The 16883-nt window shown below is 45.8% G+C and carries 14 protein-coding genes and 2 pseudogenes; all 16 read left to right on the plus strand.

Features of this window, described 5'->3' with window-relative positions:
• Positions 1-378: a cell division protein FtsL gene (gene ftsL, locus KFV11_RS04200; RefSeq protein WP_149458258.1), complete on the plus strand. Its 378-nt coding sequence runs from the start codon at positions 1-3 to the stop codon at positions 376-378.
• Positions 365-2602 (plus strand): penicillin-binding protein, encoded by a 2238-nt coding sequence (locus tag KFV11_RS04205; RefSeq protein ID WP_436970219.1) that lies wholly within the window; start codon positions 365-367, stop codon positions 2600-2602. Before ftsL ends, KFV11_RS04205 begins: the two co-directional genes overlap by 14 nt.
• Before the next feature lie 34 nt (positions 2603-2636).
• A complete protein-coding gene (gene mraY, locus KFV11_RS04210) occupies positions 2637-3605 on the plus strand; it encodes a phospho-N-acetylmuramoyl-pentapeptide-transferase (protein WP_254250419.1) in 969 nt (322 codons plus the stop codon).
• A gap of 1 nt (position 3606) precedes the next feature.
• Positions 3607-4947 (plus strand): UDP-N-acetylmuramoyl-L-alanine--D-glutamate ligase, encoded by a 1341-nt coding sequence (gene murD / locus KFV11_RS04215; RefSeq protein ID WP_254250420.1) that lies wholly within the window; start codon positions 3607-3609, stop codon positions 4945-4947.
• Positions 4948-4958: 11 nt separating this feature from the next.
• Positions 4959-5861, plus strand: coding sequence for a cell division protein FtsQ/DivIB (locus KFV11_RS04220; protein WP_254250421.1), 903 nt, complete (start codon positions 4959-4961; stop codon positions 5859-5861).
• Positions 5862-6035: 174 nt separating this feature from the next.
• Positions 6036-7185: pseudogene (gene ftsA, locus KFV11_RS04225) on the plus strand (cell division protein FtsA); the annotation flags it as partial.
• 248 nt (positions 7186-7433) lie between these two features.
• A pseudogene (gene ftsZ, locus KFV11_RS04230) lies at positions 7434-8408 on the plus strand (cell division protein FtsZ); the annotation flags it as partial.
• A 241-nt stretch (positions 8409-8649) separates the two neighbouring features.
• The gene (pgeF, locus tag KFV11_RS04235; protein ID WP_254250423.1) at positions 8650-9438 is read left to right on the plus strand and encodes a peptidoglycan editing factor PgeF; all 789 of its coding nucleotides are present in this window, start codon (positions 8650-8652) and stop codon (positions 9436-9438) included.
• Positions 9428-10078, plus strand: a complete 651-nt coding sequence (locus KFV11_RS04240; RefSeq protein ID WP_149458265.1) for a YggS family pyridoxal phosphate-dependent enzyme — start codon at positions 9428-9430, stop codon at positions 10076-10078. Before pgeF ends, KFV11_RS04240 begins: the two co-directional genes overlap by 11 nt.
• Before the next feature lie 9 nt (positions 10079-10087).
• Complete coding sequence (locus tag KFV11_RS04245) at positions 10088-10591, plus strand: cell division protein SepF (RefSeq protein WP_254250424.1); 504 nt, start codon at positions 10088-10090, stop codon at positions 10589-10591.
• An 8-nt stretch (positions 10592-10599) separates the two neighbouring features.
• The gene (locus KFV11_RS04250) at positions 10600-10893 is read left to right on the plus strand and encodes a YggT family protein (RefSeq protein WP_254250425.1); all 294 of its coding nucleotides are present in this window, start codon (positions 10600-10602) and stop codon (positions 10891-10893) included.
• 68 nt (positions 10894-10961) lie between these two features.
• A complete protein-coding gene (locus KFV11_RS04255) occupies positions 10962-11735 on the plus strand; it encodes a YlmH family RNA-binding protein (RefSeq protein ID WP_254250426.1) in 774 nt (257 codons plus the stop codon).
• Between the two features lie 12 nt (positions 11736-11747).
• Positions 11748-12266 carry a DivIVA domain-containing protein gene (locus tag KFV11_RS04260; protein ID WP_149458269.1) on the plus strand — a complete coding sequence of 173 codons (519 nt, stop codon included), beginning with the start codon at positions 11748-11750 and terminating at the stop codon, positions 12264-12266.
• 224 nt (positions 12267-12490) lie between these two features.
• Positions 12491-15220 carry an isoleucine--tRNA ligase gene (ileS, locus tag KFV11_RS04265; RefSeq protein WP_254250427.1) on the plus strand — a complete coding sequence of 910 codons (2730 nt, stop codon included), beginning with the start codon at positions 12491-12493 and terminating at the stop codon, positions 15218-15220.
• Positions 15221-15358: 138 nt separating this feature from the next.
• Entirely contained in the window at positions 15359-15850 is a 492-nt protein-coding gene (lspA, locus tag KFV11_RS04270) for a signal peptidase II (RefSeq protein ID WP_149458271.1), read from the plus strand.
• Positions 15837-16742: an RluA family pseudouridine synthase gene (locus tag KFV11_RS04275; protein ID WP_254250428.1), complete on the plus strand. Its 906-nt coding sequence runs from the start codon at positions 15837-15839 to the stop codon at positions 16740-16742. The genes lspA and KFV11_RS04275 overlap by 14 nt, the downstream gene beginning before the upstream one ends.
• Positions 16743-16883: the final 141 nt, after the last annotated feature.

A 16883-nucleotide genomic window follows, 5' to 3' on the forward strand; every position in this document is an offset into this window, starting at 1 on the left:
ATGGCAGCAGAATACATAGGCAGTAATGCGTATGAAAGAGCTTATGACACATATGAAGGCAGCAGTACGAAAGCTACAGCAAAAACCCATGTTGTATCGCTTTCTAAAGTAGAGAAGCTGATTTATTTAGCGCTTGTAGCATTGATTGCTTTGGTCAGTGTTTATATGCTATCTTTAAAGTATGATGCGTATGACATGAATGTAAAAATTGCAGCAACAGACAGTAAAATAATCCATCAGCAGAGCATTAACGGAGAATTAAACGCTGAAGCAATGAAACAATCATCTTACGAACGTATCTATAGTAAAGCGAAAGCTTATGGGCTGAGCTTGAACAATGATAACGTAAAGGTAGTGCAAAAAGATGGCAGCAATTAAGATTAAAAAAAACAAAATAGGAGCAGTCCTCTTAGTATTGTTATTCGGACTGCTCTTTTTTCTATTGATTTTTAGATACTCGTATGTAATGATTTCCGGGCATTCGTCGGGACAGGATTTATCTATTAAAGCCAGTGAGAAATATGCCAGAAATATTATCAATCAGCCGAAGCGTGGTGTCATCTATGACCGGAACGGTGAAGTGCTCGCGCAGGACATCAGTTCCTTCAAACTTGTTGCTGTGCTTGATAAGCGCATGGTCAACACAGATAAGTCGCCCGCTTATGTTGTGAATAAGAAAAAGACAGCTGCTGCCCTGAGTAAAATTATCGATATGCCGAAAAAAGAAGTGTATAACCGGCTGATGACAAAAAAAGTGTTCCAGGTTGAATTCGGTAAAGCCGGCAAAGATTTAACTTATAATCAGAAGAAAAAAATAGAGGCGCTGAATCTCCCGGGACTCACTTTCTTCTCTGAGAAGAAACGGTTTTACCCGAACGGCAATTTTGCCTCACATTTAATCGGCTATGCTGAGAAAAATTCTGAGACCAATAAGATCGAAGGAATGCTCGGCACAGAAAAAGTATTTGACTCCTACTTATCAGGTAAAGCCGGTAAAACAACTTATAAGCAGGATATATGGCAGTATGTCCTGCCGAATTCCGGGAATGTCACGCCGGCAGTCGACGGAGATGACGTTCACTTGACCATTGACAAGAACATCCAGATATTCGTCGAGGATTCACTTGATATGATGGTGAAGCGCTATGCGCCGAAAGATTTATTTGCGGTTGTCGCTGATGCAAAAACAGGAGAGATCCTCGGGTACAGTCAGCGGCCGACCTTCAACCCCGAGACGCGTGAAAACTTCGGCGTCAAATGGCAGAACGATTTGTTCCAGAATACATATGAGCCGGGTTCTACGTTTAAGACATATGGTCTCGCTGCTGCGATAGAAGAAGGCAAGTATCAGCCGAACAAAAAATATAAGTCAGGCAGCCGGACAATAGAAGGCCAGAAGATTTATGACTGGAACAAGACAGGGTGGGGCAGGATCACAGAGAACCACGGCTTCCAGCTCTCTTCCAATGTTCTGATGATGAAGCTGCAGGATGAGGTCGGTATTAAGAAGATGAAGGAGTATTACGAAAAATTCGGTTTCGGCAAGACGACGAATTCACTGTTTGACGGCGAAGTGACCGGCAATATTTCCTGGGGCGATCCATTAAGCCGTAAAGTGTCAGCCTTCGGCCAGTCCACAACTGTGACCCCTATTCAGATGGTGCAGGCTGAAACAGCGATTCTCAATGGCGGCAAAATGCTCAAGCCGTATTACGTCCAGTCTATTAATGGAGATAAGAAAGTGATGTATCAAGGGGAAAAGACGATAGTCGGCACACCGGTCACAAAGCAGACCGCGAAAGAAACGATGAAAGCACTTAAGAGTGTCGTCTACGGCTCAGAGATGCATGCTTATAACTACCGTATTGATGACTACCAAATTGCCGGCAAGACAGGAACCGCCCAAGTGCCGGACACAGAACACGGCGGTTATGTGCAGGGCGATAATCCGTATTTACTGAGTTTCATGGGCTATGCGCCTGCGGATCATCCTAAAGTCATCGTCTACATGGCGATGTCACTCGCACAGAAAAATGCAGCGGAAGCTTACAATATTGGTGTTTCGAAAGGCTACAAACCACTGATGGAAAACACACTGAAATACTTGGATGTTGAAAACGGCAAAGAGAAAAACCAGCCGCTGACGACTAAAGTTCCTACTACTGCAGGTATGCCTGTAGAAAAAGCGCAGGCAGCTCTTGAAAGTAAGTCTGTCGCACCTGTTATGATCGGCTCAGGTAAAACGGTCACTGCTTCTGAACCGGCAGCAGGTCAGACGATGCTGCTCGGCGATAAAGTGTTCATTGCAACAGACGGTGACTTGATGATGCCTGACATTTCAGGCTGGTCCAAACGTGAACTGCTGGAATTTGAACAGCTGACCGGTATCAAGGTGAAGTTTGATGGCTCCGGTTACGTTGTCAAGCAGTCTGTTCCACAAGGTGAAATTATTAAACAAGGCGAAGCGGTTGTCGTTAAAATGGATTCGCTTGATCCGCTGAAACAGTCACCCGCCTACGATGATATTATTGATGCCAACCAGAAAGATGAAGAGAATGCATTAAAGAAACAACTTGAAGCAGAAAAAGCAAAACAAAATTAAAAGGAGAATGCGACGTTACGTCGCGACCATAATCATGCAGACATTTCCCTACGCGCTTGCTGCGTTTATATTAACAGCAATTTTAGTTCCTTTATTCATCCCGCTGCTGAAACGAATGAAGTTCGGTCAGTCCATCAGAACAGAAGGTCCTCAGAGTCATATGAAAAAAAGCGGCACACCGACGATGGGCGGCCTGACATTCCTAATCAGTACGCTTGTCATCAGTCTCATCGCCCTATTGTTTGTTGAAGATAGAGGACCGATCATGCTGTTGATGCTCGTCACTTTAGGATTCGGGCTGATCGGCTTTGTAGATGATTACATCATCGTGGTCAAAAAGAATAACCAAGGCCTGACTTCCAGACAGAAATTTCTATTCCAGATTTTAATCGCAGTGCTGTTTTATATCGTCAGCAAATCATTAGGACTGCTTGCATTGAACACAACGATCAATCTGCCGTTCACTGACATGGGTATTCCACTCGGCTTGTTCTATATTGTATTTATTGTTTTCTGGCAGGTCGGTTTCTCGAACGCAGTCAATCTGACGGACGGTCTCGACGGACTGGCAACCGGCTTATCGATTATCGCCTTCAGTTGTTATGCGGTGATTGCCATGTATCAGCAGGCGTTCGGTATCGGTGTGTTTACGATGATTCTTGTCGGCAGTTTATGCGGCTTCCTGATCTACAATAAATATAAGGCGAAGCTATTTATGGGTGATACCGGCTCGCTCGCGCTCGGCGGTGTGATTGCGACTGTATCCATCATGCTGAATCAAGAACTCACGCTGCTCTTCATCGGCTTAGTATTCGTCCTTGAAACACTGTCAGTGATGCTGCAGGTCACATCATTCAAATTAACAGGGAAAAGAATTTTCCGTATGAGTCCGCTTCATCATCACTTTGAACTGGGTGGATGGAGCGAATGGAAGATTGTCATTGTGTTCTGGCTTGCCGGTCTGATTACCGGTGCCGTCGGAATTTATTTAGGAGTGAACTAACATGAAAAACATTACAGATTACAGAGAGAAGCATGTACTGGTCCTCGGTCTGGCAAAAAGCGGCTATGAAACAGCAAAATTACTTCATCGCTTAGGTGCAGTGGTGACGGTCAATGACGGGAAGGACTTGACTGACAATCAAGACGCCCGTGAACTGAAAGAGATGGGCGTCACAGTGATAGATAAAGAACATCCATTGACACTGCTTGATACGCACGAACTCATCGTCAAAAATCCAGGTATTCCTTACCATGTACCGCTGCTCAAGGAAGCTGTCAGCAGAAATATACCCGTTATTACTGAAGTGGAGCTTGCCTATCAGATCAATGAAGGAACGACGATTGCAATCACCGGCACAAACGGCAAGACGACAGTGACATCGTTGATCGGCGACATGTTCAGTCATTCACCTGAAACAGGTCTGTTAAGTGGCAACATCGGAGTTGTCGCGTCAAAAGTCGCGCAAACAGCCGGCCCTATGGATACGATGATCACAGAGCTGTCATCCTTTCAGCTGATGGGCATCCGTCAGTATAAACCCCATATTGCGGTTATCACTAACATTTATTCAGCGCACCTTGATTATCACGGGACACAGGATGACTATGTCCAGGCTAAGATGACTATTTTTAAGAATCAGACGGCAGAAGATTACCTGGTCTTTAACGATGCACAGCGGCATTTGCTGCAAGACTTTCCGGTTCATAGTCAAGTCAGCTATTTCTCACCGGACCATGAGACGAACGGCGCCTATATTATAGATGACCATATTTATTTCCAAGGTGAGGTCATCTGTTCTGTCGGGCAGGTCGTTCTTCCCGGCAAACATAATCTTGAAAACATTCTCGCAAGTATCGCTGTCTGTAAATTATCCGGTATCACCAATGAAGCAATCATCGCTACGCTGACTACATTCGAAGGTATTAAGCACCGCACGCAGTACGTCGCAACAATTGATGGTGTGAAGTACTACAATGATTCGAAAGCGACTAATACACTGGCAACAACGTTCGCACTTGATGCGTTCAAAGCGCGTGTGCACTGGCTGTGCGGCGGTCTCGACCGCGGCAATGGCTTTGAGGATCTGGATCATCATGTGGGGAACGTTGAGCGCATGTATATTTTCGGTGAGACGACACCTAAACTGATTGCGTTTGCGCAGCAGCATGCTATTCCTTACGAAGTATGCGAGGATGTCAAAGATGCCGCAGCAAAAACCGCGCACTTCACACAGCCGGGACAAGTCGTCCTGTTAAGCCCGGCCTGTGCCAGCTGGGATCAGTATCCCACATATGAAGTACGCGGTGATGAGTTCATCCAGCAAGTTAAGAAGATGGGATAGCAGGTGATAGAATGGCTGAATCAAATGTGGTGAAATCCACAAGTTTTAACGGTCGGACAAAAAACCGTAGAAATCGGTATCGGTTGCAGCTAGGGATTTTTTTAGCAGTCGTTGTACTTGTGACATTGATTCTGCTGTATATGTTCACGAGTATCAGTTATGTCGGCAAGGTGACCATCAACAAGACCCAGCTCATCACAGAAAGCAAAGTGAAACAAATACTCAATCTGTCGCCGAAAGACAGAATCTATTCGCTTCCCGTCAGCAAGATGGAACAGAACTTAAAAATGCAGGATGGCGTTAAAAAAGTTGAGATTCACCGCCATTTCCCGAACAAACTGTCTGTGGATATTACAGAATATGCTATAGTGGGTGTAGTCGCTGACGGCAGCGGATTCAATCCGCTGCTGGAAAACGGCCAGGTACTGAAGTCCATTAATAATATTGACAGCAGCACTGCACCTGTCGTCTCGGATTTCGGCAGAAAAGAACGGCAGCAGCTGGTGACTATTTTAAACAAGACCAATCCTGCTATTGTCAACGCCATCTCCGAAATTAACTTTGTGCCGAACCAGGAAGCATCCAGACGCGTTCAGCTGTTTATGAATGATGGTCTTGAAGTTATCGGGGATTTAAGGACGCTCGGCGACAAACTTGACTACTATCCCGGCATGGCAAAAAATGTGCCGCGGGACCAGAACGGCAATCTTGTGAAGCCTGGTATTATCGATCTTGAAGTAGGCGCAGTGTTCATTCCTTATGAATCGCAAAAAGCAGAGACGCGGCGCCTTGAAATGGAAAGTGAAGTGGCAGCGAGAAAGAAAAGAGAAGATCAGAAACTTGAGCAGTCTATCAATGAACTGAAGAAACAGCTCGATGCCATCCGCACAAAATCAAAAAAAGCTTCATCATAAAAACAGCGCCGGCATAATCAGCAGGCTGCAGCGATAAATCAGCCGCTCAATAGTTATTATAAGAATTGATTAAAATTAACGATATATTTGTTTTATAGTTCACATGACGATAGCTATCATGTAAACTAATGTTAGTGTGTAATAGTATAAATTGTGTTTTGGAGGTGCCTATTAATGGAAGAGCATTATTATGTAGCCATAGATATTGGCTCAGCAAGCGTGAAAGTGGTTGTCGGTGAGAAATTTCATAACGGTATCAATGTGATAGGCACAGGACAAACTTTCACGGATGGAATCAGACGCGGTGTCATCGATGATTTTGATGTTGCACAGCATGCGATTAAAGATACGATTAAAAAGGCGCAGATTGCTTCCGGCGTAGATATCAAGGAAGTATTCTTAAAAATGCCGATCATCCATACAGAAATACATGATGTGACGAATGAAATTTCTTTTAATGGAGAATCAACGGAAATACACGGTGAACATATTGAAGAAGTGCTTGAAAACATCCGCGGCAAAAATACGGCAAGCGACATTGAGATTATCGGGGTATATCCGAAATTGTTCAGAGTCGATGATATCCATGAAGTGAGCGACCCTAAAAATATGGTGGCGACGCAGAGTCTTGCAGTAGATGCAGGTGTCATCACGACTAACCGTTCACTTTTGATCAACACATTGAAATGTGTGGAGTCATGCGGTGTTGAAGTGCTGGACGTCTACTCAGATGCCTATAACTACAAGCATATACTGACACCGACAGAAGTCGAACTTGGGGCCTGTGTCATCGACATCGGAGACCAGCTGACACAAGTAGCGTTCTATGAACGCGGTACACTTGTCGATGCGGACAGCATTCCGGTTGCAGGCGCTCATATTACAGCAGATATCGCACAGGCGCTTAATACATCGTACGATAAAGCGGAGAAAATCAAAGAGCAGTATGGTCATGCATTTTTCGACCTTGCGTCTGAACAGGACGTCTTCCACGTCGTCCAGAACGACAGCAACGAGGAAGTGGCATTCAACCAGAAGGAACTCAGTGACTTTATTGAAGCGCGTGTCGAGGAGATGTTCCAGGAAGTCTTTGATTTACTTCAGGACATGGGAATTGATAAGATCAACGGCGGCTTCGTCATCACAGGGGGTTCTGCCAATATGCTTGGAATGAAAGAGCTGCTGATGGACATGGTCAATGAAAAAGTAAGAGTTCATGTACCAGTTCAGATGGGTATCAGAAAGCCTGAGTTCTCATCAAGCATCGCGATGATTTCAAGCGGCATTAACTTTGATGAGCTTCTTGATTATGTTACAATTAATAATCATGAAACGCATGCAGAAGAAGTGCATGTTGAACAAGGATCAAAGCCGAAACAAAATCGGCTGGACGGCTTCTTCAAAAGAAAAAGCCAGGTCAATGTCGAACCCGGTGAAACGGTCATTGTTGACAATGATAGACAAAATCACTCAGATGAATCAGCAGCACACGAAGAACAACCAAGTATGATGAAAAAAATTATGAAATCATTATTTGAATAGACGGCCATTACAGTATAGGAGGAAATATTAATGTTGGAATTTGAACAAGGGTTTAACCATTTAGCAACACTCAAAGTCATCGGTGTCGGAGGCGGCGGTAACAACGCGGTCAACCGAATGATTGAACATGGCATGAACAATGTAGAATTTATCGCGATTAATACTGATGGCCAGGCACTTAACTTATCAAAAGCTTCATCAAAGATTCAGATCGGTGAAAAACTGACGCGTGGTCTTGGCGCGGGGGCTAATCCTGAAATCGGGAAGAAAGCTGCCGAAGAATCACGTGAACAGATTGAAGATGCCATTCAAGGCGCTGATATGGTCTTCGTCACTGCCGGCATGGGCGGCGGTACTGGAACAGGTGCAGCACCGGTTGTCGCTAAAATCGCTAAAGAGATGGGCGCGTTGACAGTGGGTGTCGTGACACGTCCGTTCTCATTTGAAGGCCGTAAACGTCAGACTCAGGCGGCAGCAGGTGTAGAAGCAATGAAAGCTGCGGTCGACACATTGATTGTCATCCCGAATGACCGACTGCTTGATATCGTTGACAAATCAACGCCGATGATGGAAGCGTTTAAAGAGGCGGATAATGTATTACGTCAAGGGGTTCAAGGGATTTCAGACTTAATCGCTGTGTCCGGTGAAGTGAACCTTGACTTCGCCGATGTCAAGACGATTATGTCTAACCAAGGATCAGCATTGATGGGAATTGGCGTGGCATCTGGTGAGAACCGTGCGATGGAAGCCGCTAAAAAAGCGATTTCTTCTCCACTGCTTGAAACGTCTATCGTTGGTGCGCAAGGGGTTCTGATGAACATTACCGGCGGCGAATCATTATCACTATTTGAAGCTCAGGAAGCAGCAAATATTGTGCAGGATGCCGCGGACGAAGACGTGAACATGATCTTTGGTACAGTCATCAATCCTGAACTGCAGGACGAAATTGTTGTGACGGTCATCGCGACTGGCTTCAACGAAAAAACGAGTGCCCGCTCAGTGAAACCACAGACATCTTTCAGTCAAAACCCTGTAAGAGAGACTAAAGAGGAGCGTCCAGAACCATCACAGCCGCAGTCACAACCACAGTCAACTAACGATGGAGATCTTGATGTACCAAGCTTCTTACGTGACCGTACGCGTTCACGCCGGTCAAGAAGATAATAATAATGCATGAAGCTGGGACAAACATTATTTCCTCTCGGAGGGAACAAACGTCCCGGCTTTTTTTTCATAGGAGGATACGGTGGAACTATTCGATACTCAACCACTGCATATGGCTGTCGACAATAACAGAGTGATCGGAATCACGACGAGAAACGGCGGGGTGAGTGCTTACCCGGCCGACGCCATGAATATGGCGCATTATATCGATGACCTGCCGGCTAATGTCGTTCATAACCAGCAGCTGCTTGCTGAGGCGATCGGTGTGCCGCGTGAGAACTGGGTGTTTCCGGTTCAGACGCACGGCAACCGGATTGCTCAAGTGACTGCCGAACGCCGGGGAACCAATATTGATGAACTGACTGGTGACCTGCATGGTTATGACGGGCTCTGGACGATGGAAGCGGATGTTCTCTTGACGATGTGCTTTGCAGACTGCGTGCCCGTCTATCTTTATTCATTAGTCGATTCGTTTACAGCGCTCGGTCACGCGGGCTGGCGGGGAACGCTCGGCATGGTCACAGGAGAACTGATTAAAGAAGTGACGCATCCTGAAGAACTCGTCTGCATCATCGGACCGTCCATCTGTCCGGACTGCTACGAAGTGAACGAAGATATCAGGAGGCAGTTCAACGCGCTGCCCTTTGACACAGCACCTTTCTTTGAACGGAAGGACAGCGGGCATTATAAGATCAACTTAAAGGCACTGAACCGGGAAATCGCCCTATTTCACGGAGTTAAGCCGGAGAATATATGGATTTCAGCACATTGCACAGCAGAACACCCTGACTTTTTTTCTTATCGGACGGAATGCGGCAATACAGGCCGGATGCTTGCATTTATAGGAACGAGGAATGAACATGACAGTTAAAGAAAATTTGAAAACAATCAATGAGTCACTAGCTGCAAGAACAGGCAGCAGTCGTCCTACTGTAATTGCAGTCACAAAATATGTTACAATAGACCGAGCAAAGGAAGCATTAAATGCCGGCGTCACTCACTTCGGAGAGAACAGAGTTGAAGGATTTCTAGCTAAGAAAGAGGCGCTGCCGGAAGGGATTTTCCATTTCATCGGTTCGCTGCAGACGAGAAAAGTGAAAGACGTGATCAATTCGATTGATTACCTGCATTCGCTGGATAGATGGTCACTGGCTGAAGAGATCGAAAAACGTGCGGATCATCCCGTTAAATGTTTCGTACAGGTAAATGTGTCCGGAGAAGCATCAAAGCACGGGATGGCGCCGGAAGCAGTAGTGCCGTTCGTGCAATCATTAAAAGCATTTCAACAGATCGAAGTGGTCGGCTTGATGACGATGGCGCCTTTCTCGGACAACGAAGAAGAACTGAGAAGCTGCTTTGCCGCTTTAAGAACATTAAAAGATGAAGTAGCGGACTTGAAACAGTCCAATGCACCATGTACTGAGCTGTCAATGGGTATGAGCAATGACTATTTGATTGCTGCAGAAGAAGGTGCGACATTTATTAGAATTGGCACAAAGCTTGTCGGGTAGGAGGACACTATGGCGATTAAAGATGTATTTAAAGGATTCTTCGTCGTTGAAGATGAAGACAATGATAATGAGATATACAGCAGTGAAGATACACGCGAAGCGCGGCTGAAAGAAGAGCAGAAGGTCGTCCAGAAGAAAGTGGTGCAGGGTGAACCAAGAAAAGCATTTAAGCCGACGGAGAACAAAGTGGTGACTAAACCGAACGTTGTCAATATAAAGCAGGATGTGCAGAGCAGCTCGAAAATGTGTCTGTTTGAGCCCCGTGTGTTTTCAGATACGCAGGATATTGCGGACGAACTTAAGAATCGTCGGGCGACGCTTGTCAATCTGCAGCGCATCGATAAAATCTCTGCTAAAAGAATCATTGATTTTCTGAGTGGAACAGTATATGCTATCGGCGGCGACATTCAGCGCATCGGCCAGGATATTTTTCTGTGCACACCTGACAATGTAGAAGTTGCAGGAACTATCACAGAGATGCTGGATGCCCCTGAAAACATGGAAGAAAGATAGGAGAAAAAATGTCCCAGGATATCGTCATACCCATTTTTAACTTTATATTGTTTTTGCTGCAAGTTTATTTCTATGCCATGATTGTCTATTTCTTTATGTCGTGGATTCCAGGTGCGCAGCAATCCGCATTCGGCAGAATACTGGCACGAATCGTCGAGCCTTACTTAGAACTGTTCAGACGCTATATTCCGCCGGTCGGCATGTTTGATCTGTCAGCCATTGTCGCGTTAGTGGTGTTCAACTTATTCAGAAACGGCGTTATAGCTATTTTTTACCAGTTTGTACTACCTCATCTGTATTAACTTGAATGAGCGATGACGAATAATCTCAGTTTAATGGGATTATTTTTTTGTAGCATAAGGAGAAGCGCATGAATCTACTACAGCATTTCAGATACGAAGAACAGGAGACAGTCAAAGCGATGATGCAGTTCTGTGAGCGCGCAGATTCAAGCTATGCACCGGTATTGACGCCTTTTCTTGATCCCCGCGAACAGTATATTTTAACTGTCGTCGTCAAGCAGTTTGCCGGCCTTCATGTTCATACGTTCGGCGGTGATGCCCAGGCTGAACGCTGCCGGGCCATCATCAGTCCGGACTACTTTGTTCCGGAGGAGGAGGACTTTCAGCTGACACTGCTTGAAGTGAATTATCCGGACAAATTTGTCACGCTGACGCACCGCAATTTACTCGGCTCGCTGATGCAGACCGGCATTAAACGGGAGCAGCTCGGTGATATCAGAGTCGGGCATCACATCCAGTTCGTTTTGACGAAACCTTTTGAATCTTTTATGATACTCGAATTGACACGCATCAAGAAAGCCGCCGTCACTTTGCGGGCCGTCCCGTTCAGTGACTTCATTGAACCGGTGGAGGCTTATACGCAGCTGCAGACGACGGTCTCCAGTTTAAGGCTCGACAATGTCATCCAGCAGCTCACAAAGAAGTCACGGGCGGTCGCCCAGAAACTCATAGACGGCGAACATGTTAAAGTGAATCATACCGTGATCACTAAGACGAGTTTCACAGTGGAAGAACACGACTTATTATCCATCAAAGGATTCGGCAGAGCGAAAGTCACGCATATCGGAGACCGGACGAAAAAAGACAAAATCAGACTAACGATAGAGACATTATTTAATTAAGAGGTGAACACAATGAATTATTCTCCTTCAGACATCGAAATGAAGCAGTTCAATATCGTCCATAAAGGATTGAATGAAAACGAAGTAAGAGATTACTTGCGTGAACTGAGTGATGAACTGGAACGGCAGCGTGAAGAAAAAGCGATGCTGCAGCGCATGATTGACGATAAAGATGAAAACATCAGCCGATTCCGCGCGGTTGAAAATACAATCGGTGAGGCGCTTGTCGTTGCACAGCGCGCCGGCGATGAAATTAAAGCTGCAGCAGGCATGCAGGCTGACGTCATCATTAAAGATGCGCAGAACCATGCCGATCAGATTGTCAATGATGCGATGCAGAAAGCCCGCGAAATCAGTTTTCAGACAGAAGACATGAAGCGCCAGTCAAAAATTTTCCGTGCACGGTTCCGTATGCTTGTAGAAGCGCAGCTTGATCTGCTGAAGAATGAGGACTGGGATTACTTATTAAATTACGATTTGGAAACAAAACCTATTGAACAATCGCAGTTAAATGATGTAGAATCAGAGTAATAGTTAAATAGCAGAACCGTTCTATAGCATAATGGCAGTCAAGCGAGCTGATGACAGTGGGAGATCAGCCTGCCGCTCTATGGATATATCACTCTGCTGATTAATTCAATCATGAACTAAGAGAACTCTAAACTTGAGTTAAACAAGGTGGTACCGCGGAGCAATTCGTCCTTGATACAAAGTTTAGCGTTCTTTTTTTATATTTAGAAAATGGAGATGATCAAATGGAATATAAAGACACATTGCTGATGCCGAAAACTGCTTTTCCGATGCGCGGCGGTCTGCCGAACAAAGAGCCTGAGATTCAGGCGCAGTGGGATGAGCAGGATTTATATCATAAAATTTTAGAGAAAAATGCCGGAAAACCGAACTATATTCTGCATGACGGCCCGCCGTATGCAAACGGACAGATCCATATGGGTCATGCCCTAAATAAAATCATCAAAGACTTCATTACCCGTTATAAAGCGATGACCGGCTTCAACTCACCGTTTGTTCCCGGCTGGGATACGCATGGTCTGCCGATTGAACAGGCACTGACCAAAAAAGGAGTCAACCGCAAGGAGATGTCTGTCGCTGAGTTCCGTGAGCTGTGCAAGCAGTTCGCATTAGAGCAGGTCGACCTGCAGAAAGCAGATTTCAAACGTCTCGGTGTCAATGCGGACTGGCAGAAGCCATACATCACGCTGCAGGAGAAGTTTGAGGCGGAGCAGATTCGTCTGTTCGGCGACATGGCGAAAAAAGGCTATATCTATAAAGGGAAAAAACCGGTCTACTGGTCTCCGTCCAGTGAATCATCACTAGCTGAAGCAGAGATCGAGTACCAAGACAAAGTATCACCATCAATCTATGTCGCATTTAAGACGAAAGATGGTAAAGGTCTTATCGACAACGATGTGAAGTTCGTCATCTGGACAACGACGCCGTGGACATTACCTGCGAACGTAGCAATCGCTCTTAATCCGGCGCTTGATTATGTACAGGTGAATGTCGCAGGAGAATCATTCATCGTCGCTCAAGTACTGCTTGACAATGTTTGTGACGCAGTAGGCTGGGACAAAGACAGTATAACGATCGACAAGACATTTAAAGGCGAGGCACTTGAACATATTACAGCGCAGCATCCGTTCCTTGACCGTGAGTCACTCATTATTTTAGGGGACCACGTAACGACTGATGCCGGTACCGGCTGTGTCCATACTGCACCTGGGCACGGGGAAGATGACTTTATCGTCGGTCAGAAATATGATCTTCCTGTCATCTCACCTGTAGATGATAAAGGGGTGTTCACTGAGGAAGCGGGCGAATTCGCAGGTGTCTACTATGATAAAGCGAACAAGCTGATCACAGAGAAGCTGACAGAAGTCGGCGCACTGTTGAAACTTGAATTCTTCACGCACTCATATCCGCATGACTGGCGTACAAAGAAACCAGTTATTTTCCGTGCGACACCGCAGTGGTTCGCATCCATCAACAAAGTCCGCCAGGATATACTGGACGCGATTGATGAGACAGCGTTTAAAGTGGACTGGGGTAAAACACGTATTTACAATATGATCCGTGACCGCGGCGACTGGGTCATCTCCCGTCAGCGTGCATGGGGCGTGCCGCTGCCGGTATTCTATGCGGAGAACGGCGACATCATCATGGAAGAAGCAACGATTGAGCATGTCGCACAGTTATTTGAACAGTTCGGCTCGAATGTGTGGTATGAAAGAGAAGCGAAAGACTTGCTGCCGGAAGGCTATACACATAGCGGCAGCCCGAACGGTGAGTTCATAAAAGAGACGGATATCATGGATGTCTGGTTTGATTCAGGATCATCGCACCGCGGTGTACTGGAAGCACGTCCGGAACTCTCATTCCCGGCAGACCTGTACTTTGAAGGGTCTGACCAGTATCGCGGCTGGTTCAACTCATCCATCACGACAGCGGTAGCGACACGCGGGAAATCACCTTACAAAAAACTCCTGTCCCATGGCTTTGTCATGGACGGAGAAGGCCGTAAGATGAGTAAGTCACTCGGTAACACGATCTTACCTGAGAAAGTCGTCAAACAGATGGGTGCAGATATCATCCGTCTCTGGGTGATGTCAGTCGATTACTTGGCAGACGTCCGTATTTCTGACGACATCCTGAAGCAGGTGTCAGAAGTGTACCGTAAAATCCGTAACACATTCCGCTTCCTGCTCGGTAATGTGGCAGACTTCAATCCCGAGACAGATGCGGTCGCTTATGACGACTTAACAGAAGTCGATCAGTATATGCTGAACCGCCTTTATGCCTTTGTCAACCAGGCACATGGTCATTTTGAGAATCATGACTACTTATTCATCTATCAGGAGCTGCAGAACTTCATCAACGTTGAACTGAGTAATTTCTATCTCGATTACGGCAAAGATATTCTTTATATCGAAGGCCGGCATGCACACGTCCGCCGCAGCATGCAGACCGTTATTTATGAAGTGCTGACTTCCTTGACCCGGTTACTGGCACCTGTTCTCCCGCATACAGCAGAAGAAGTATGGAGCCATACCCCTCATGTCACAGAAGAGAGCGTGCATTTAACAAATATGCCGGAAACAACAGAAGTCGATACTGCGTTAGTTGAGAAGTGGGAGAGATTCCTTGAGCTGCGCGATGATGTGCTGAAAGCATTAGAAGATGCGCGTCATGAGAAAGTCATCGGTAAGTCACTGGAAGCGAAAGTGCAGATCTTCACTGACAATGCTGAAGATAAGGCGCTGCTTGAGTCGTTTGACAACTTAAACCAGCTGTTCATCACGTCACAGGCAGAACTTACTGCTGATCAAGCAGGTAAGGACTATGACTTCTTAAATGTTGCGGTAGCGAAAGCAGACGGAGAGAAATGTGAGCGCTGCTGGAACTATACAACAGAGCTCAACGATGAAAAACTATGCCCGCGCTGTCAGAGCGTGCTGCAGGCCGGCTAATACAGAAGTAGTGAATAACAACCATCCATGGATGGTTGTTATTTTTTTATATAAGTTAATAGAATATAATTATGTCAACTTAAAAATCAAGACGATTACTGCGAAATGTGATAAAATAGGAAAGATTGGAGTGAGGACATGACTAAAAAATACAACCTGGCACTAATGATTCCTCTCGGTATGTTCTTGGTTGCTATGGATCAACTTGCAAAATGGATTATCGTTAAAACGCTGGCAGTCGGTGACTCTGTCCCGGTGATCGGCGATATACTGGAAATTACGTCTCACAGGAATTACGGCGCTGCCTGGGGCATGCTGCAGAATCAGAGGATTTTCTTCTTCATCATCACTATTTTTGTGCTGCTGATGATTCTCTACTTCTACCGGAAGGATGCTGTCAATAAGCCGTTGATGCAGCTTGGTCTGACACTCGTCTTCGCCGGAGCAGTCGGTAATTTCATCGACCGCCTGTTCAGAGGAAGCGTCGTGGATTTCATCGATACGAAGATCATCAACTATGACTTCCCGATTTTTAACATCGCAGATTCATGTTTGACGATTGGTGTCATCATACTGCTCTATGAAATATTAGTGAATGAAAATAAGGAGAAAAAGAATGCAGACATTTAATTTTGAAATACTGGAAGAAGAAGTGGGTCAGCGTATCGATAAATATTTAACAGATATGAATGCTGACTGGTCGCGCAACCAGATCCAGGACTGGATTAAAAATGAACTTGTCCAGGTGAACGGTAAAGTGGTGAAAGCGAACTATAAGCTGAGATTGAACGATGAGATCATCGTGACAGAGAAACCGGTGGAAGAAGTCAATTTAGTCGCTGAGGATTTAGGCATTGAAATCTATTATGAAGATAAAGATGTGGCGGTTGTCTATAAACCAAAAGGGATGGTTGTGCATCCGGCACCGGGACATCCGAACGGCACGCTGGTCAATGGTCTGATGTATGCGATTAAAGACTTGTCAGGCATTAACGGGGAGATCCGTCCGGGAATTGTGCACCGTATCGATAAAGATACATCAGGACTGCTGATGGTCGCAAAAAATGATATCGCACACCGCGGTCTCGTAGATCAGCTGGTCAGTAAAACCGTCACGCGGAAGTACACGGCGCTCGTTCATGGCATCATTCCTCATGAATTCGGCACGATTGACGCACCGATCGGACGCAATCCGAAAGACCGTCAGGAAATGTCCGTGCAGGATAACGGCAAAGAGGCGGTGACACATTTCAACGTGCTGGAAACATTTGATAAGTTCTCACTCGTTGAATGTCAGCTGGAAACAGGACGTACGCATCAGATCCGTGTCCATATGAAGCATATCGGCTTTCCACTCGCAGGAGACCCGAAATACGGCCCTAAAAAGACACTTGATATCGGCGGGCAGGCGCTGCACGCAGGAGTCATCGGCTTTGAGCATCCAGTGACGGGCGAGTATATCGAGCGTACGGCTCCGCTGCCTGACTATTTTGAAGAGCTGATCCGTAAACTACGCAAATAGTTTTAGAATGTTGTTTGACAATGGTCGTCAGTATGTTACTATGTATATAACTTAATCACGTTGCTTTTAACTAAGTCCAGAGAGGCTTAAAAGGCGTTGAGCGGGCAAAACCTCACGTCTATTAGACGTGAGGTTTTTTAG

Source organism: Macrococcus equipercicus, assembly GCF_024205945.1.
In the GTDB taxonomy this organism is placed as follows: Bacteria; Bacillota; Bacilli; order Staphylococcales; family Staphylococcaceae; genus Macrococcus; species Macrococcus equipercicus.